The organism is Agromyces sp. NDB4Y10 (genome assembly GCF_001620055.1).
GTDB lineage: Bacteria > Actinomycetota > Actinomycetes > Actinomycetales > Microbacteriaceae > Agromyces > Agromyces indicus.
The window spans coordinates 1-18,615 of record NZ_LQGY01000067.1 but is presented as its reverse complement, the minus strand read 5'-3'; the positions used below and the strand labels follow the sequence as shown (position 1 = coordinate 18,615).

Below are 18,615 nucleotides of genomic sequence, written 5' to 3'. Positions count from 1 at the left end.
CCTCGCCGCCGTCACAGCGATGCTCCTGTTCGGCCTCACCGGCCCGGCGGTCTCGCTCGCCGCCTTCGCCGGTGCCCTCGCCGTCGCGGCGATCGTCTGGGCGCTCGCGTGGCGAGACGGGCTCACCGGCATCCGCTTCGTCCTCGTCGGGATCGGCGTCGCCTCGATCGTGTCGGGGCTGCTCGGGTGGCTCATCACGCGTGCGGAGATCCGCGAGGCGCCCGCGGCGCTCGTGTGGATGGTCGGCGGCGTCTCGAGCATCGGATGGGACGAGCTCGCGATCGCCGGCGCCGCCCTCGCGGTCGTGCTCGCCCTCGTAGCCGCGTTCTCACCGCGCATGCCGCTGCTCGCGCTCGACGACGACACGGCCCGCGGGCTCGGCGTGGACGTGACCCGCTCGCGCCTGATCGCCATCCTGCTCGGCGTGGCGGCCGTCGCCGTCGCGACCGCGCTCACCGGTCCCATCGCGTTCGTCGCCCTCGTGGCGCCGCCGGTCGCGAGGGCGCTCGCGGGGCACGGGCGGCCCTCGCTCGCGGCATCCGCCCTCGTCGGCGCCGCGATGGTGCTCGTCGCCGATCTCGTCGCCCAGCACGCGCTCGGTGGCGTGGCCGTCCCGGTGGGCATCGTCACGGGCCTGATCGGCGCGCCGTACCTGCTGTGGCTCATCGCCCGCGGCAATCGGAAGGGAGCAGACGGATGACGCATCCGGACTCGCACGCACTCCGTGCGGAAGGGCTGCGGCTCGGCTACGACGGCCGCACGGTGGTCGACGGGCTCGACCTCGCCGTGCCCGACGCGCGCATCACCGCGATCGTCGGCCCGAACGGCAGCGGCAAGTCGACCCTCCTGCGCGGCCTCGCCAGGCTCATCGTCCCGCAGTCGGGGCGGGTCTCGCTCGACGGGCGCGACGTGCGCTCGTACGGCGCGCGGGAGTTCGCGCGCCGCGTCGCCGTGCTGCCGCAGCAGCCGGTCGCGCCCGACGGGGTCCTCGTCTCCGAGCTGGTCGCCCGCGGTCGCCATCCGCATCGCGGCTGGTTCGGCGGACGCTCCTCGGACGACGATCGGATCGTGGCCGAGGCGCTCGCGGCCACGGGCACCGCGGAGCTCGCCGCCCGGCCCGTCGCGGAGCTCTCGGGCGGCCAGCGCCAGCGCGTCTGGATCGCGATGGTGCTGGCCCAGCGGGCCCGCATCGTCCTGCTCGACGAGCCGACGAGCTTCCTCGATGCGGCCCATCAGCTCGAGCTGCTCGACCTGCTCACGGAGTCCAACCGAGAGCACGGCACGACGGTGGTCATGGTGCTGCACGAGTTGAACCTCGCGGCCAGGTACGCCGACCACCTCGTCGTCGTCGACGGCGGGCGGATCCGGGCAGCCGGACACCCCGCCGAGGTGATGACCGCCGAGACCGTGGCGGACGCGTTCGGCCTGGAGTGCCTGGTGACCCAGGATCCGGTCGCAGGGTCGCCCCTGGTGGTGCCGATCGGGCGTTACCACCGTGACGCAAACCCGACCGTGATTTAGGTTAGGCTTAGCTAAGTTCGCTGGATCCTCCGGATCCGCACCCCACCCCTCCGTCGAAAGGCCCTCCATGCACGCGCGCCGACAGCTCGCCGCCATCGCGGTGACCGCCGCCACCGCCCTCGCCCTGTCCGGCTGCGCCGGGACCGGAGCCGCCGATTCGGGCGGTCAGGAGGCCGCCGGCGGATCGGACGGCGCGTTCCCCGTCACGATCGAGCACGCCTTCGGCGAGACGGAGCTCGCCGAGGCGCCCGAGCGGGTGGCGACCTGGGGTTGGGGGAGCACTGAGGCGTCGCTCGCCCTCGGCGTCGTGCCGGTCGCCATCGCCCAGCAGACCTACGGGGCGAACGAGGACGGCGTCCTGCCCTGGGTCGCCGACGAGCTCGAGGAGCTCGGCGCCGAGACGCCGGCCATCCTCACCGACGACGGCGAGGCGCCGCCCTACGAGGAGCTCATCGAGGCCGCTCCGGACGTGATCCTCGCGCCGTACTCCGGCATCACCGAGGAGCAGTACGAGCTCCTGAGCGAGATCGCACCCACCGTCGCCTACCCCGACGCGGCATGGACCACGCCGTGGCGCGAGGTCGTGACGACCGTCGGCACGGCGCTCGGGCTCGAGGACGAGGCGCAGAGCGTCCTCGACGACCTCGACGCCGAACTCGCCGCGAAGGCCGAGGAGCACCCGGAGCTCGCCGGGAAGACGGTGGCCGCCGTCTGGGACACCGCGGGCACCTTCTACGTCTACACGCCCGAGGACTCGCGCGTGGAGTTCCTCTCCGCGCTCGGCCTCGAGGACGCGCCCGCGGTCGCCGAGCTCCAGAACGGCGACTCTCCGTTCTTCTACACGCTGAGCTACGAGCAGCTCGACCAGCTCGACTCCGACCTGGTCCTGAGCTACCACGACACGCCGGCCGAGGCCGACGCGTTCCTGTCCTCCGCACCGATCTCGGCCATCCCGGCGGTCTCGCGCGGCCAGGTCGCCCAGGTCGTCGGAACCGAGCTCATCGCCGCCGTCTCGCCGCCCACGGCGCTCTCGCTCACCTACGGCCTCGACGAGCTGGTCTCGGCCCTCTCCGCGGCCGCAGAGCCGTCGAACTGACGCCCGGTCGTCAGCCGGCGGATGCCGCCTCCCGGCCCGGGCGCGTCGAGCGCCCGGGCCGTCGCACGTAGCCGCCGGCTTCGAGCCCGGCCTCGATCTCGAAGCGATTGGCGAGCGGGTCGCGCCCCGACATCCAGTAGAGGATCGGGAAGAGCATGCCGTACCGCCGCCACTGGGCCCGGTGGACGGCCTCGTGCCCGAGGACGGCGTGCGACACGTTCGTCGAGGTGAGGTAGCAGCCGCCGACGCACGATCCACCGCGGCCGAAGGTCCAACGGGGCATGCCGCGGAACACGATGAGGCCGCGGCGCCGCTCGATCCGGCCCCGGCTCCAGAGGAAGCCCCACGCGAAGCCGACGGCCGTCGCCCACCAGTACCCGGCGAGGCTGATGGGGGAGTCGGTCAGGCGGAGCCGGACCGTCCGGCTCCGCGGCGCGCTCGGCGGCCACGGCGCTCGGGCGGGTGCGCGGTGGGCGGCGCTCATCCGTGGGCCTCGGGACGCCCGAGCGACTCGAGCAGGCGCAGCCAGATCTCGCTCAGGGTCGGGAAGCCGGGGACGGCGTGCCACAGCCGGTCCACCGGAACCTCGCCGACGATGGCGATCGTCGCGGCGTGCACCAGCTCGGCCGTGTCCGGCCCGACGAAGGTCGCACCGACGACGACGCCGCGGTCCGCGTCGATCACGAGGCGGGCGCGGCCCTCGTACCCGTCGGCGAGGATCCCGGCACCGCTCGCGCTCGAGAACGGCACCTCCGCGAGCCGGACCGCGATCCCGGCCCCCTCGGCTGCTGCGGCGGTCAGCCCGACCGTCGCGACCTCCGGATCCCCGAACACGATGCTCGGGACGGCGACGCGGTCGGCGGTGGCCGCGTGGATGCCGAATCGCGCATCGTCGACGGCCCGGCCGAGTGCCCGCGCGCCGATCACGTCGCCGGCGGCGCGTGCCTGGTACTTGCCCTGGTGGGTGAAGAGCGCACGGTGATTCACGTCGCCGACGGCGTAGAGCCACGGATCGGCGCCGTCGGTCGCAGCATCCGCGAGCTTCGTGACGGCGAGGGTGTCGTCGACGTCGATCCACGCTGCGGCCTCGAGTCCGACCGTCTCGAGCCCGATGCCCGTGGTGCGCGGTCGTCGCCCGGTCGCGACGAGCACCTCGTCGGCTTCGATGGTGTCCCCGCCCGGAAGGGTGATCACCACCCGACCGTCGTCGCCCCGGTCGACGCGTTCCGGCGAGACCCCGAGCCGCACGGTGGCGCCCGCGGCGCGGAGCCCGGCGACGACCGCCTCTCCCGCGAACGGCTCCATCGAGCCGAGCATGGTCGTGCGGGCGAGGACCGTCACCTCCGTGCCGAACCCGGCGTACGCCGACGCCATCTCGGCCGCCACGACGCCGCCGCCGATGACGGCGAGGCGCCGGGGGGTGCTCCGGGCGCTCGTGGCCTCGCGGCTCGTCCACGGGCGGGCCTCGGCGAGGCCCGGGATGTCGGGGACGTTCGGGGTCGAGCCCGTGCACACCGCCACCGCGTGCCGCGCGACGAGCGCCACCTCCGTGTCGTCGGGCCGGGTCACGACCACTCGTCGCTCGCCGTCGAGTCGTCCGTGACCGCGGACGAGCTCGACGCCGATGCTCTCGACCCACGCCACGCCGTTGCGGTCGTCCCAGTCGGAGACCCATTCGTCGCGCCGGGCGAGCACCGCGGCGACGTCCAGCTCACCCGCGGCCGCCTCCGCCGCGCCCGGGACGCGGCGCGCCGCGCGCAGGACGGTCGAGCTGCGCAGCAGCACCTTCGACGGCACGCACGCCCAGTACGAGCACTCGCCGCCGACGAGCTCGTGTTCGACGATGGCGACCTCGAGGCCGGCGGCACGCGCGCGGTCGGCGACGTTCTCGCCGACCGCTCCGGCCCCCAGCACCACGACATCGAACTCGCGGTGGTCCATTCCGACTCCCTCCGGTGGCGCCGCGGTGCACCGGGCGGCCCGACCCCAGCCTAGGCACCGGGCGCCGTCGCCGGCATCGGCTCGCGGCGATTCAGCGGCCCGCGCTCGATGCGCCCGATGCGAGCGCGCCGACGATGCGGAGGATCGTCGGGAGGTCGTCGATCGCGAGCTCGGCCGAGGCGGGCGTGAACCCGGCGATCGACGCACCGGCGAGCGGGAACGCCTCGACCACGGCCTTCAACACCGCGACCAGTTCCACGGCTCCGATGCCGAACGGCAGCGGGTACGACAGCCCGGCGATGGCCGACGGATCGAGCACGTCCAGGTCGACGTGCACGTAGACGCGGCCGGCGCCGGTGGCGCGGAGCGCCGCCACGACCGACGCGGGGTCGGCGAGCTCGCCCACCCCGAACGCCGTCACGCCGTGCTCGTCGAGGAACGCCTGCTCGCCGTCGTCGATCGCGCGCAGCCCGCCGAGGACGAGACGCGACGGCGGGATGCGCGTCGCCCCGTCGAGGGCGAGCCCGTCCGCACCGTCGCCCGCGATGGCGCGCAGCACCATGCCGTTGAACGCGCCCGACGGGCTCGTCTCGGGCGAGTTCAGGTCCGGGTGCGCGTCGAGCCACAGCACCGCGACCTCGCCCGGGTGCGCGGCGGAGGCTGCGGCCACCGGCGCGAGCGCGATCCCGCAGTCGCCCCCGATGGCGATGGGCGTGCCCGTGGCCCGCGCGAGCGCGTCGGCGGTCCGTTCCCGGACGCGCCGCAGGGCGCTGTACCGCTGCACTCCCGTCCCGAGCGCGTCGCCCGCTTCCATGGGCACGTCGACGAGCACGGTGGAGGCGGACGGGAGGTCGCCGTGGATCGCGTGCGCGCCATCGGCATGGCTCATGGCACGGGACGACACGGAGCCCTGCCACTCGGGGATGACGAGGAAGGCGGCCGGCATGCTCCCAGTATGTTCCGCGGGGCACGGGTCCGCCACGACGCGCCGGGCACCGCCCGCGGCTCCGTGCCTCACTGGTCGGGGAAGCGGACCAGCCGACCCTGCACCGCCAGGCCGAAGCAGGCGATCGCCATGAACCCGAGCCCGAGCAGGCCGGCCACGGTCGTCGATGCGATGACCGCGATCGCGCTCAGTCCGAGGAGGACCAGGGTGACCCGCCACACCCACCGGCGACCCGTGAGCGCGGTGGCCAGCGCGAAGGCGATGAGCAGCGCCAGCCGCACCCAGAGGTCGGCCGGCGTGAACAGCGGGCCGGTCGCCGTGGACAGGATCGCCCCGACGACGATCAGCGCCGTCCAGGCCGCGAACAGCCACCAGCCGAACGGCCGCCGGTACGCGGTCTCCGGCCGCGCGGCATCCGCCGGGGGGCGCTCGACCACGATGCGAGCGGATGGCGCGGGCCGGCGCGGCGCCGCGAGCAGCACGTCGTGCGCCCGGGTGACCTCGATGAACCGGTCGCTGGCCGCCCGCACCTCGTCGGCCGGACGGCCCGTGTAGCGGTCGGGGTGCAGTTCGCGCGCGAGGCGCCGGTAGGCGCGGTCGATCTCCGCGGAGTCGGCGTCGCGGTCGACGCCGAGCGCGGCAGCGGCCTCGTCGGGCGTCATGGCGCCGACGCACGCGGCTCGCGGACCGCGTGCGCGCGCCGGAAGGAGGCGGCCATCATGCCGGCCCTCCGCCGAGGTCGCCGTTCAGCAGCGTCACGGGCGAGCCGGCGGGCGCCTCCGGGCGGGTCTCCCCGGCTCGCGGATCGACCGAGTGGGGCTCGGGCCGGCGCATGGCGGGATCGTGCTCGGGGTCCGGCACCGGTCGCGGGTCCGCCGGAGCGAGGTCTGGCGGGGAGGCGAAGACCTCGGCCGTGCCCTCGGCGCGCAACCGGTCGCGCGCCTGGTGCTCGGTGAGCACGGGCACGAAGTCGCGGATCGGGCGTCCGTCGAAGCGCCGGTACTCCTGTTCGACGACCTCGGCGATGCGCTCGGGCGCGATCTCCGGGAAGTGCGCGGCGAGCCGGTCGGGGATGCGACCGACCAGGGTCCGCTCGTCCTCGGCGTGCATCTCTCGGCTCCTTCCGCCGCGGGGTCGGGTGGTGGCCAGGCGAGGGGCGGATGCCGCGCGGCGGGCGGCCGGCGGCATCCGCTCGCTCGTCAGTTCGACGCGATCTGCCCCTGGTCGGAGGAACCGCCGCCGGCCTTCAGCGCGGCGAGCCGGGCCTCGACCTCGGTGAGCTCGCCCAGGTCGTCGAGCTCGTTGAACTGCGCGTCGATGCTCGACGCGGCGATCTCGGCCTGGCCGCGCGCCTTGGCCTCCTCGCGGCGGATCTTGTCCTCGAACCGGCCGAGCTCGCTCGTCGGGTCGAGGATGTCGATCGACTTGACGGCGGCGTGGACCTGCTGCTGCGCCTGGGCGGTCTTGGCGCGGGCGATGAGCTCGGACCGCTTGTTCTGCAGGTCGACGAGCTTCTGCTTCATGCCGTTCAGGCCGCTCTTGAGCTTGTCGACGACCTCGGTCTGCGCGGCGATCTGCGGTTCGGCGGCGCGCGCCTCGTTCTCGGACGAGATCTGCCGGCTGAGCGCGACCTTGGCGAGGTTGTCGAACTTGTCGGCGCCCGCGGCGTCGCCCGCGGTGCGCAGCTGGTCGGCCTTGCGGCTCGCGGCGAGGGCCTTGTCGCCCCACTCGCGCGCGGCCTCGAGGTCCTCGCGGTGGTCGTCCTCGAGCAGGCGCAGGTTGCCGATGGTCTCGGCGATGGCCGCCTCGGCGTCGGCGATCGAGTTGGTGAAGTCGCGCACCATCTGGTCGAGCATGACCTGGGGGTCCTCGGCCTGGTCGATGAGCGCGTTGACGTTCGCCCGCAGCAGCTGCGAGATCCGTCCGAAGATGGACTGCTTGGTCATCGTGGCTTCCTTCCGGTTGGTGGTCGTGGGGTGTGGGCGGTGGAGCGGGTCAGAAGCGGCCTCCGCTGCCGCGGCGGGCGCGCGTGGCCGAACCGCCGAAGCTGCCGGGGGAGCGCCCGCCGCCGAAGCCCCCGCCGAAGCCGCCCCGGCTGCGGCCGCCGCCTCCGCCGCCGCCGAACATGCCGCCGCCTCCGCCGCCGCCCATCATCGAGTTGATGAGGATGCCGCCGAGGACCGCGCCGAACATGTCGCCGCCTCCGCCGCGCGCGGGCTGGCCGAACATCCCGCCGCCCGGCATGCCGCCGCCGAATCCGCTGACGTCCTGCTGGGCGAGCGACATCGCGCTCGACGCGAGCTGTTCGGCCCGCTGGGCGCTCGCGAGGGCTCGGGGCGGGTCGGATGCCGCGAGCGACTGCGCCTCGACGACGAGGCGGCCGGCCTCGGCGAGCCGGGTCCGGGCCTCCGAGCCGATGGCGCCGCGGCGCGCGACGAGGTAGTCCTCGGCGGCCTGCACCTGGCTTCGGGCGGCCAGCAGCGCGCGGTCGAGCTCGGCGCGGGTGCGCTCGGCCTGCACCTGCGCGTCTCGGGCACCCTTGACGGCCCGGTCGATCTCCGCGTTGACCCGGTCGACCCGTGCGGCGAGGTCGAGCGGCGACCGGCCCGGGCGAGCGAGTTCGGCTCGGATCGCGGCGGACTCCGCTTCGACGCGGTCGGCGAGGCCGGCGAGCGACACGTCGGGCAGGCCGCGTGCGGTGCGGACGTCGGCGTCGAGGTCGTCCACGCCGGCCGCGACGGCCCGGTCGCCCTGGGCGAGGTCGGCGGCGAGGCGTTCGATCGCCGCCGTGAGCAGGCGCGCCTGGTCGGTCGCCTCCTCGGCGGCCCGGATGTCGACGGCCGCGGCCCCGCTCTCCCCGCGCTCCAGCGCGGCCCGCGCCTCGCCGATGGAGTCCCGGGCGAAGGCGATCCGCGTGCGGGCCTGCTCGGGGTTGTCGGCGACCGTGGCGAGCGCGGATGCCGCGTACTGCGCGCCGAGCGCCTGCAGTCGCTGCGCGGCGGGGGCGATGCCGTCCTCCGCGGCGCGGGCGGCGGCCTCGACGCGTGCGAGCGCCTGCGGGGCGTTCTGCTCGAGGTCGCGCAGGGCGTCGAAGCGGTCGGCCTCGGCGTCGAGCATCGACTCCGCCTCCGCCGTGAGGGCCAGGATCGCGGTGTACCACTCGCGTTGCTGCTGCTCGGTGTCGGGCTCGTGGTCGTCGAGTCGCTGCTGCAGCGTGAACGCCTCGGCGACGCGCGCCTTCGCGGTCTCGAGCGCGCTCCGGAAGCCCGCGGTGGCCTCCTCGCCGTAGCCCGCGGTCGCGAAGCCGAGCTCCTCCTCGCTCGTCTTCAGTGCGTCGTCGGCCTGGACCAGCGCGCTCGCGGCGCGGCGGCGGAGCTCCTCGAGCGGGACCTGCGGTTCGGCGTCCGCACCGGGCGCGCCCCCGGGGATCCCGGGCGCCCCCGCGTCGCGACGGCGACGCCGCGCCAGCACCACGGCGACGACCGCGATGACGGCCGCGCCGCCGAGGAGGATCCAGAGGAAGCCGGCGCCGAACCCGCCGCCGCCTCCGCCGCCGCCCAGCGCCTGGGCCGCCGCGACGGCCGCCCCCGCCCAGTCCTCGTCGCGCAGCCGGGGCTCGATCCGCTCGATGCTGATCCGGTCGGTGTCGGCCTGCGTGAGGGACGCGTCGGGCGCAGCGGAGAAGTAGTACGAACGACCCTCGACGGCGACGGCGAGCAGGTAGTCCTCGGTGCCCATGTTGTTGGCGTTCGCGGTGTCGGTCGCCCACGACGCGGCATCCGCCGGATTCGTGAACTCGTCGACGAAGGCGACGAAGAGCTGCCGGCCGGTGTCGTCGGCGGCGCGTTCGATCGCGGCCTCGACCTCGGTGAGCTCGGACGCGCTCAGGGCATCGACGGTGTCGACGACCGGGCTCGCGCCGAACGAGACCGGGTCCTCGGCATGGGCGGCCGCTGCGGGCGCGACCGCGAGCAGCCCGGCCAGCACGGCGACCGCGATCGAACTCCCTCGTACCGACCGCATGTGCCAGACGCCTTCCCCTCGGACCGGAATGTCTGGAGTCTATGGCGGCGCGGACGGGAGCGTCCACGCATCGGCCGCAGACGTGCAGCAGACTTCCAGCGGACGCGGGGAGTCGCGGAGCGACCGGGCGTCGGGCGGCTGGGCGCCCGGAAACGGAATGAGCCGGGCCCTCAGCTGACTGAGTGGACCCGGCTCTTCACGACGTGCCCCCGGAGGGATTCGAACCCCCGACCTACGGTACCGGAAACCGGCGCTCTATCCCCTGAGCTACGGAGGCGCACAGCCATTCACACTACCACCTGACGCACCCTGCGGATGACGCGCGGCGGGCTCGCCGGGGCGTGCTTCAGCGCGCCGCGAGGTTGCCGCGGACGGCGGTGACGAGCGGCTCGGCGTCACCGGGCTCGAGGAACTCCGGCGACTCGAGCACGATCCAGTAGCCGTCGGCGAACACCTGCGCCCGGCCGACGCCGCCCGACTGGCTGAAGAAGCCCTCGACCTCCGGCGGCGTGCCGTACGTCGGCACCGCGGTGCTGTCGACCGCCGCGCGTCCGACCTGGGCCGCGAACGCGTTCCCGGGCAGGGTCGCGACGCCGAGCCCGATCAGGTCGCCGCTCGTCTGGTTGCTCCAGCCGCACACGGTGCCCTGCGCGTCCGCGACCGCGACGAGGTCGTCCGACTCCGGCTCGAAACCGGGCGCCTCGCCGAAGTTGGGGTTGAACTCGTACATCTGGTCGAGCGTGATGAGGTCGGCGCACACCGCCTCGAACGGGAGCGGCTCCTCGGTCGGCGCCGGCGTCGGTGCCGCCGATCCGCTGGGTGCGGGCGTCCCGGATGACGTCGGCGTCTCGGTGGCCGACGGCGCGTCGGGGGTGGTGCATCCGGCGAGGGCGAGCACGGCGGCCAGGGCGACCGCGGAGCGGCGGAGCTGGGTGTTCGGGCGCGGCATGCGGGAAACCCTACCAACGGCGACGGGTAGGATCTTCGAGTGACTCCCGCCGATCTCTCGCGTGTCCTGTTCGACCTCGTCTCCGAGCTGGTCGAGCGACGACGCGCGTCGGGCGAGGAGGTCGCGCTCGAGCTGGCGCCCGAGGCCGTCACGCTCGAGCGTCCGAAGCTGCGCGAGCACGGCGACTGGGCCTCGAGCATCGCCCTGCGCATCGCCAAGCCGCTCGGTTCGAACCCGCGCGAACTCGCCGGCGAGCTCGCCGCCGGCCTGGCCGAGGTCGACGGCGTCGCTCGCGCCGAGGTCGCCGGCCCGGGCTTCATCAACATCCGGCTCGACGCCGCCGCGGCCGGCTCGCTCGCCAAGGCGATCGTCGAGGCCGGCGCGGCCTACGGGCGGGGCGACTCGCTCGCCGGTCGAGTGATCAACCTCGAGTTCGTGTCGGCGAACCCGACCGGACCGCTGCACATCGGCCACACGCGCTGGGCGGCGCTCGGCGACTCCATCGGCCGCGTACTGCGCGCCGCGGGGGCGAAGGTCGCCAACGAGTACTACATCAACGACGCGGGCAACCAGATGGACAACTTCGGCGCGTCCGTGCTGGCCGCGGCGAAGGGCGAGCCGACGCCCGAGAACGGCTACCCGGGCCAGTACGTGGCCGACCTGGCCGCCCGCGTGCTCGAGCGCGAACCGCACCTGCTCGAGCTCGACGACGAGGTGGCGCTGCACACGGCGCGCGAGATCGCCTACGAGCTCCAGCTCGGCGAGATCCGCGAGTCGCTCGAGCGCTTCAACGTGCACTTCGACGTCTGGACCAGCGAGCGCGCGCTGCACGCGAAGGACGACGAGGGCGTGTCGGCGATCGACGCCGCCGTCGAGCGCCTCCGCGCCCAGGGCCACGTCTACGACGAGGACGGCGCCGTGTGGGTTCGCACGACCGACTTCGGCGACGACAAGGACCGCGTCATCCGTCGCGCGAACGGCGTCTACACCTACTTCGCCGCCGATGCCGCGTACTACCTCGACAAGGGCGACCGCGGCTTCGAGCACAAGATCTACCTGCTCGGCGCCGACCACCACGGGTACGTGCACCGCCTCAAGGCACTGGCCGGTGCCGCCGGCGACGACCCCGAGCGCGACATCGAGGTGCTCATCGGCCAGCTCGTCAGCATCAACGGCGCCAAGCTCTCCAAGCGCGCGGGCAACATCATCGAGCTCGACGACCTGCAGGCTTGGCTCGGCACCGACGCGCTGCGCTACACGCTGGCGCGGTACCCGGCCGACTCGCCGCTCGCGATCGACCCCGAGGTGCTCCAGCGGCGCGGCAACGACAACCCCGTGTTCTCCGTGCAGTACGTGCACGCGCGCACGACCCAGCTGGCGCGCAACGTCGCCGAGGCGGGGGTGGACCGCACCGCGTTCGCGCCCGAACTGCTCGACCACGAGACCGAGTCGGCGCTGCTCGGGGCGCTGCAGGAGTTCCCGCGCATCGTGGCCCAGGCGGCCGAACTGCGCGAGCCGCACCGCGTGGCCCGCTACCTCGAGGAGCTCGCCGGCCTGTACCACCGCTGGTACGACAACTGCCGCGTGCTCCCGCTCGGCGACGAACCCGTCACCGACCTGCACCGCACGCGCCTCTGGCTGAACGACGCGACGGGCCAGGTCATCCGCAACGGCCTCGACCTCCTCGGCGTGTCGGCCCCCGAGCGCATGTAACCTCCCGACCCATGGCCGCTTCCGACGCTGACACCGTCCGCTTCGACTCCACGCCCGTCGACGACGGGCCCAGGCGTCGCACGAGCGCCGGCACGCGCGCCGCGATCATCGTCGGAGCGGTGCTCGTCATCGTCGTCGGCCTCCTCGTCCTCGTCGAGACCGTCGGCCGGGGCATCGCCGAGCGCGCGGTCGCCGACTCGATCGAACGCGACCTGCCGGAGGGCGTCGAGGGCGAGGTCGACGTGCAGATCCGAGGGGTCTCGGCGCTCTGGCAGGTCCTCACCGGTCGCATGGACGAGGTCGTCGCGACCGCGCCCGAGCTGTCGGTGCAGGGCGTCCCCGTCGACGCGACCGTCACCGCGTACGGCGTGCCCCTCGAGGAGGGCGGGAGCGTGGAGCGCGCGATCGCCGAGGCGACCGTCGACGAGGCCGCGCTCGATGCGATCGCCGAATCCCAGGGCATCGACGGCGGCCTGACGCTCGGGGAGGGCACGGTCGCGTACTCCGACGAGCTCGAGATCCTCGGCCTGCGCGTCGGCTTCGAGATCACGGCCGAACCCGAGGCCGCGGGGGACCGCGTGCTGCTCACGCCGGTCGCGGCCGAGGTGCGGGCCGGCGGGGCGACGATCGACGCCTCGAGCCTCGTCGATCGCGTGCTCGGCGGCGACCCCTACCCGGTGTGCGTCGCGGACCGCCTCCCCGAGGGCGTCGAGGTGGCCGGCATCGACGTGACCCCGGAGGGGGCCACCGTGCGACTCGAGGCGTCCGATCTGGCGATCGCCGCGGACACCCTCGCGACCACCGGAACCTGCGGCTGAACCGCGCCGTCCCCGTCGTGACCGTGCCCGGGTCGTCCGGCGTCACCCGATTCGGCGGCCGCGGCGCTCGTCGCTAGACTCGCGGGGACGCCGCCTCACGAGGGCGGCTCGCACCGAGGCTTCAGGAACCGATCCGGGTTCGCTCGCCGACCGAGTGATCGTCGTTCCCAAACGTCCCGTGAGGTTCCCGTGGCATCCAGCGCTTCCGCCCCCGTGCCTCCGCCCGCGCCGGCGGACCCGAACGCCCTTGCACCGCAGGTGTGGCCCGAGGGCGCGCACCGCGACGACGAGGGCCGGATCGTGCTCGGCGGCGTCGACGTCCGCACGCTCGCCGACCGCTTCGGCACGCCGCTCTACGTGGTCGACGAGACCGTCGCCCGCGCCCGGGCCGCGCGCACGCGTACGGCCTTCGAGCGGGCCGCGGCATCCGTCGGCACCACCGCCGTCGTCTACTACGCCGGCAAGGCGTTCCTGTCGGGGGCCATGGTGCAGTGGATGACCGCGGAGGGCCTCGCGGTCGACGTCTCGACCGGCGGCGAGCTCGCGGTCGCGCTCCGGGCGGGCGCGGATCCCGCACGCATCGGCTTCCACGGCAACAACAAGTCGACGGCCGAGATCGAGCAGGCGATCGCGGCGGGCGTCGGCACGATCGTGATCGACAGCGAGATCGAGGTCCGGCGGGTGGCGGATGCCGCGTCCCGGGCCGGTCGCGTCCAGCGCGTGCGCCTGCGGGTCAACTCGGGGGTGCACGCGTCGACGCACGACTTCCTCGCGACCGCCCACGAGGACCAGAAGTTCGGCATCCCGCTGCAGGACGCGGCACGGGTCGCCGGCGTCATCCGCTCGCACGACTCGCTCGACTTCGTCGGACTGCACTGCCACATCGGCTCCCAGATCTTCGACGCCGCGGGCTTCGCCGAGTCGGCCGAGCGGCTGCTCGCGGTCCACGCCGAACTCACCGCGTCGGCTCCGGTGCCGGAACTGAACCTCGGGGGCGGCTTCGGCATCGCCTACACCGAGGCCGACGACCCGCAGCCCATCGAGGCGATCGCCGATCGCATCGCCGCGGCGGTCGCCGAGGCCGCCGGTCGTCACGGCGTGCCCGTGCCGAGGCTCGCGTTCGAGCCGGGTCGCACGATCATCGGGCCGGCCGGGGTGACGCTCTACACCGCCGGGACCGTGAAGGCGGTGCCCACCGACGACGGATGGCGCCACTACGTGTCGGTCGACGGCGGCATGAGCGACAACATCCGCACCGCGCTCTACGGCGCGCAGTACACCGTGCGCCTGGCCTCCCGCACCTCCGACGAGGCGGCGGCCCTCGCCCGCGTCGTCGGCAAGCACTGCGAGTCCGGCGACATCGTCGTCGAGCACGACTGGCTGCCGCACGACGTCGCCCCCGGCGACCTCCTCGCGGTGGCCGCGACGGGCGCGTACTGCTGGTCGCTCGCCTCGAACTACAACCACGTCCCCCGGCCGCCGGTCGTGGCGGTCGCCGACGGTGCGGCGCGCGTCATCGTGCGCGGCGAGACCGTCGACGACCTCCTCGCGCGCGACGCCGGGCTGTCCGACCACGACGATGACCGACACGGAGTCACCGCATGATCGAATACCGTTCCATCCGGGTCGCGCTCCTCGGCGCCGGCTCGGTGGGCTCGCAGGTCGCGCGCCTGCTGCTCGAGCAGCGCGAGGAGCTGGCCAGCCGCATCGGCGCGCACCTCGAGCTCGCCGGGATCGCGGTGCGCGACGTCGACGCGCCGCGCGACGCAGACCTCCCGCGCGAGCTGTTCACGACCGACGCCGAGTCGCTCATCGTCGGCGCCGACATCGTCATCGAGCTCATGGGCGGACTCGAACCGGCCCGTACGCTCGTCCTCAAGGCCATCGCCTCGGGCGCCGACGTCGTGACGGGCAACAAGGCGCTGCTCGCCACCCACGGTCCGGAGCTGTTCGCCGCCGCGGAGCAGGTGGGCGCGCAGCTGTCGTACGAGGCGGCCGTCGGCGGCGCCATCCCGATCATCCGCCCGCTCCGCGACAGCCTCGCGGGCGACCGGATCGAGCGGATCCTCGGCATCGTCAACGGCACGACGAACTTCATCCTCGACCGGATGGACACCACCGGCGCCTCGCTCGAGGACGCCCTGGCGACCGCGACCGAGCTCGGCTACGCGGAGGCCGACCCGACGGCCGACATCGGCGGCTACGACGCGGCCCAGAAGGCGGCCATCCTCGCCAGCCTCGCGTTCCACACGGCCGTGCCCATCGAGTCGGTCCATCGCGAGGGCATCACGGGCGTGACCGCGGCGCAGGTCGAGTCGGCTGCCCGCGCCGGCTACGTGGTGAAGCTGCTCGCGATCTGCGAGCGCCTGGCCGACCCCGAGACGGGGGAGGAGGGCGTCTCCGCCAGGGTGTACCCGGCCATGGTGCACCGGAGCCATCCGCTCGCGGCCGTGCACGGCGCGAACAACGCGGTGTTCGTCGAGGCCGCGGCGGCCGGACCGCTCATGTTCTACGGCGCCGGGGCCGGCGGCGTGCAGACCGCCTCGGCCGTCCTCGGCGACCTCGTCGCCATCGCCCGGCGGCACGTGCTCGGCGGTCCCGGCACGGCCGAGTCGACCCACGCCGAGCTGCCCGTGCTCGACATCGGCCGCATCACCACGCGCTACGCCATCACCATCGAGGCCGCCGACGAGCCGGGCGTCCTCGCCACGATCGCCCACGTGTTCGCCGACCACGGGGTCTCCGTCGGCGAACTGCAGCAGACCATCAGCGATGAGACGGGCCGGGCTACGCTGGTCATCGGCACCCACGAGGGGCGCGAGTCCGCGCTCGCCGAGACGGTGCGCGCCCTCGGAGACAGCCCCGTCGTGACCTCCGTCGCATCCGTCATCCGAGTCGAAGGAGCAGAGTGAACCAGCAGGCAACGAAGGCGACGTCGCGCCAGTGGCGCGGGGTCATCCGCGAGTACGCCGACCGGCTCGACGTGACGGATTCCACGCCCGTCGTCACGCTCGGCGAGGGCGGCACGCCCCTGCTGCCCGCTCCGGCGCTCTCGCGCCGCACCGGTGCCGACGTGTGGGTCAAGTTCGAGGGCATGAACCCGACGGGGTCGTTCAAGGACCGCGGCATGACCATGGCCGTGACCAAGGCCGTCGAGCGAGGCGCCGAGGTCGTCATCTGCGCCTCGACGGGGAACACCTCGGCGTCGGCCGCCGCGTACGCCACGCACGCCGGCATCAAGGCGGCCGTGCTGGTGCCCGAGGGCAAGATCGCGATGGGCAAGCTCAGCCAGGCCATCGCGCACGACGCGCACCTCATCCAGATCCAGGGCAACTTCGACGACTGCCTCGACATCGCGCGGGACCTCGCCGAGAACTACCCGGTGCATCTGGTCAACTCGGTCAACAACGACCGCATCGAGGGGCAGAAGACCGCCGCGTTCGAGGTCGTGGAGGTCCTCGGCGACGCGCCCGACTTCCACTTCATCCCGGTCGGCAACGCGGGCAACTACACCGCGTACACGCGCGGCTACCGCGAGGACATCGAGGCGGGCAACGCCACGCGGCTCCCGCGCATGTTCGGCTTCCAGGCCGCGGGGTCGGCGCCGCTCGTGCGAGGCGAGCCGGTGAAGCACCCGGAGACCATCGCGAGCGCCATCCGGATCGGCAACCCGGCCTCGTGGCACCTCGCGCTCGAGGCGCGCGACCTCACCGACGGCTACTTCGGCGCCATCGAGGACGACCGCATCCTCGAGGCCCAGCGCATCCTCTCGGCCGAGGTCGGCGTCTTCGTCGAGCCGGCGTCGGCGATCAGCGTCGCCGGGCTGCTCGAGCGGTCCGCCGCCGGTCAGGTGCCCGCCGGTTCCCGCGTCGTGCTCACGGTCACGGGGCACGGCCTGAAGGACCCGCAGTGGGCCCTCCGCCTGCCCGACGGGTCCGACGTGCAGCCGACCGTCGTCCCGGCCGACACCGCGCACGTGGCGCAGGTGCTGGGGCTCGCATGAGCGCCGCCTCCGCCGAGGCGTCGGCGACCGCGACCGCGGAGCTCTCGGGTCGACGAGTTCACGTCAAGGTGCCCGCGACGTCCGCGAACCTCGGGCCCGGCTTCGACACCCTCGGGCTGGCGCTCGCGCAGTACGACGAACTCGACGTCGAGGTCGGCGGCGAGGGCCTGCGCATCGAGGTGCACGGCGTCGGCGCCGGCGAGGTGCCCCTCGACGAGTCGCACCTCGTCGTCCGCGCCATCACCCACACGCTCGCGCACTACGATCGCGACCTGCCGCCGCTGAAGCTCGTGGCCCGCAACGCGATCCCGCACGGCCGCGGACTCGGCTCCTCCGGGGCGGCGATCGTCGCCGGCGTCATGGCCGCCCGGGGACTGCTCGCGCCCGAGGTCGAGATCTCGCCGGACGAGCTCCTCGAGCTCGCGACCGAGCTCGAGGGTCACCCGGACAACGTGGCGCCCGCCCTGTTCGGCGGCCTCACGATCGCGTGGGTCACCCCCGAGGGTCCCCGTCACAAGAAGCTCATGGTGCACCGGGGCGTGTCGCCGCTCGTCCTCGTCCCCGAGCACGAGATGTCGACCGCGCTTGCCCGGAGCCTCCAGCCCCAGTCGGTGCCCCACGAGGATGCGGTCTTCAACGTGTCGCGCTCGGCGCTGCTCGTCGCCGCCCTCATCCAGAGCCCCGAACTGCTGCTCGCGGCGACCGAGGACAAGCTGCACCAGCGCTACCGCGCGGAGGCGATGCCCGAGACCGACCGGCTCATCCGGGTGCTGCGCGACGCAGGTCACGCCGCGGTGGTCTCCGGCGCCGGACCGTCGATCCTCGTGCTCGCGAGCGATCCGAGCGAGCGCGCCGACGCGGTGCGGCTCGTCGAGGAATCGGCCGAGACCGCTTGGCAGGCGCTGCCGCTCGCCGTGGACTTCCTCGGTGCGACGGTGACGCGGGTCGACGAGGCCTGACCCGGCGCACGCGCCCGGGTCGCGCCGCGACGGCGTGGCGCGTGGTCGGGACGCGACCCGGCCGGTGCTAGACTGATGGCGCACCCGGCAGACGCTGCAAGCTCGCGTTCCCGCCGCATCGTGCAATTCCCGGCATTTCATGCTTTCGCAACGCGCAGTCTGCGCCCCGTGCGCACGACTCCGTCGCGCCGCGATCAGCTCTCCTCGGCCAACCCAGCACCTGGCGAGGGGAAAGGACGAATCCCAGTGACCAACGGAACCGACCACGCCGACGGCGTGGCGACCCGCACCCGCCTGACCACGATGAAGGTCGCCGAGCTCCAGGAGCTCGCCGCCTCCCTCGGCATCGCGGGCGCCTCCAAGCGCCGAAAAGGAGAACTCGTGGACCTGATCTCCGCCCACCACGACGCCGACTCCGCCGACTCCGCCGACGCTGCCGTCGCCGCGGTCGAGGCTCCGGCAACCGACGGGCAGGCCCTGCCCGGGCTCGAAGCTCCGGCAGCCGCCGAGGCCGTGCCCGCCGCCGACACGACGGCCGCCGCCGACACGACGGCCGCCGCCGACACGACGGCCGCACCGGCGCCCTCGGTCGACGGCGACGCGGCCGGCTCCGAGGAGCCCGCCGCCGCGGCATCCGTCACCGACG

At 74.0% G+C, this 18,615-nt stretch carries 18 protein-coding genes and 1 tRNA gene; 10 read left to right on the top strand and 9 right to left on the bottom strand.

All coding sequences use genetic code 11. The features are described from left to right. The 3 genes from AVP42_RS15440 to AVP42_RS15430 form a co-directional block, all read left to right on the top strand. The coding region (locus AVP42_RS15440; RefSeq protein WP_157356871.1) for an iron chelate uptake ABC transporter family permease subunit at positions 1-700 on the top strand (700 nt) is incomplete at its 5' end. Next, positions 697-1,521, top strand: coding sequence for an ABC transporter ATP-binding protein (locus tag AVP42_RS15435; RefSeq protein ID WP_067950631.1), 825 nt, complete (start codon positions 697-699; stop codon positions 1,519-1,521). The genes AVP42_RS15440 and AVP42_RS15435, both read left to right, overlap by 4 nt. Positions 1,522-1,588: 67 nt before the next feature. Next, a complete protein-coding gene (locus AVP42_RS15430; protein WP_157356870.1) occupies positions 1,589-2,617 on the top strand; it encodes an iron-siderophore ABC transporter substrate-binding protein in 1,029 nt (342 codons plus the stop codon). Positions 2,618-2,627: 10 nt separating this feature from the next. Here AVP42_RS15430 and AVP42_RS15425 read toward each other — a convergent pair whose 3' ends face one another. The 9 genes from AVP42_RS15425 to AVP42_RS15385 form a co-directional block, all read right to left on the bottom strand. After that, a complete protein-coding gene (locus tag AVP42_RS15425) occupies positions 2,628-3,101 on the bottom strand; it encodes a Fe-S oxidoreductase (RefSeq protein WP_067950629.1) in 474 nt (157 codons plus the stop codon). Beyond that, positions 3,098-4,558, bottom strand: a complete 1,461-nt coding sequence (locus AVP42_RS15420; RefSeq protein WP_067950627.1) for an NAD(P)/FAD-dependent oxidoreductase — start codon at positions 4,556-4,558, stop codon at positions 3,098-3,100. Before AVP42_RS15420 ends, AVP42_RS15425 begins: the two co-directional genes overlap by 4 nt. Positions 4,559-4,649: 91 nt before the next feature. Continuing rightward, positions 4,650-5,504 (bottom strand): arginase family protein, encoded by an 855-nt coding sequence (locus AVP42_RS15415; protein WP_067950625.1) that lies wholly within the window; start codon positions 5,502-5,504, stop codon positions 4,650-4,652. 68 nt (positions 5,505-5,572) lie between these two features. Further along, a complete protein-coding gene (locus tag AVP42_RS15410) occupies positions 5,573-6,166 on the bottom strand; it encodes a J domain-containing protein (RefSeq protein ID WP_067950623.1) in 594 nt (197 codons plus the stop codon). Between the two features lie 55 nt (positions 6,167-6,221). After that, positions 6,222-6,614, bottom strand: a complete 393-nt coding sequence (locus AVP42_RS15405) for a three-helix bundle dimerization domain-containing protein (protein ID WP_067950621.1) — start codon at positions 6,612-6,614, stop codon at positions 6,222-6,224. An 89-nt stretch (positions 6,615-6,703) separates the two neighbouring features. Further along, the gene (locus AVP42_RS15400; RefSeq protein WP_067950620.1) at positions 6,704-7,450 is read right to left on the bottom strand and encodes a PspA/IM30 family protein; all 747 of its coding nucleotides are present in this window, start codon (positions 7,448-7,450) and stop codon (positions 6,704-6,706) included. A gap of 49 nt (positions 7,451-7,499) precedes the next feature. Next, complete coding sequence (locus AVP42_RS17005; protein ID WP_082847338.1) at positions 7,500-9,527, bottom strand: TPM domain-containing protein; 2,028 nt, start codon at positions 9,525-9,527, stop codon at positions 7,500-7,502. 204 nt (positions 9,528-9,731) lie between these two features. Next, positions 9,732-9,804 (bottom strand) — tRNA-Arg (locus AVP42_RS15390). Positions 9,805-9,873: 69 nt separating this feature from the next. Beyond that, a complete protein-coding gene (locus tag AVP42_RS15385) occupies positions 9,874-10,476 on the bottom strand; it encodes a hypothetical protein (RefSeq protein ID WP_067950616.1) in 603 nt (200 codons plus the stop codon). Between the two features lie 39 nt (positions 10,477-10,515). Here AVP42_RS15385 and AVP42_RS15380 point away from each other — a divergent pair, with 39 nt between their 5' ends. The 7 genes from AVP42_RS15380 to AVP42_RS16800 form a co-directional block, all read left to right on the top strand. Continuing rightward, the gene (locus AVP42_RS15380; protein WP_067950615.1) at positions 10,516-12,189 is read left to right on the top strand and encodes an arginine--tRNA ligase; all 1,674 of its coding nucleotides are present in this window, start codon (positions 10,516-10,518) and stop codon (positions 12,187-12,189) included. Between the two features lie 11 nt (positions 12,190-12,200). Continuing rightward, a complete protein-coding gene (locus AVP42_RS15375) occupies positions 12,201-13,007 on the top strand; it encodes an LmeA family phospholipid-binding protein (protein WP_067950613.1) in 807 nt (268 codons plus the stop codon). 189 nt (positions 13,008-13,196) lie between these two features. After that, complete coding sequence (lysA, locus tag AVP42_RS15370) at positions 13,197-14,612, top strand: diaminopimelate decarboxylase (protein WP_067950611.1); 1,416 nt, start codon at positions 13,197-13,199, stop codon at positions 14,610-14,612. Continuing rightward, positions 14,609-15,919: a homoserine dehydrogenase gene (locus AVP42_RS15365; protein ID WP_067950609.1), complete on the top strand. Its 1,311-nt coding sequence runs from the start codon at positions 14,609-14,611 to the stop codon at positions 15,917-15,919. Before lysA ends, AVP42_RS15365 begins: the two co-directional genes overlap by 4 nt. Continuing rightward, positions 15,916-17,010, top strand: coding sequence for a threonine synthase (gene thrC / locus AVP42_RS15360; RefSeq protein WP_067950606.1), 1,095 nt, complete (start codon positions 15,916-15,918; stop codon positions 17,008-17,010). The genes AVP42_RS15365 and thrC overlap by 4 nt, the downstream gene beginning before the upstream one ends. Beyond that, a complete protein-coding gene (gene thrB, locus AVP42_RS15355; RefSeq protein ID WP_067950604.1) occupies positions 17,007-17,969 on the top strand; it encodes a homoserine kinase in 963 nt (320 codons plus the stop codon). Before thrC ends, thrB begins: the two co-directional genes overlap by 4 nt. Before the next feature lie 246 nt (positions 17,970-18,215). Then, positions 18,216-18,615 (top strand): Rho termination factor N-terminal domain-containing protein (locus AVP42_RS16800; RefSeq protein WP_231878662.1); only part of this gene is annotated, 400 nt, incomplete at its 3' end.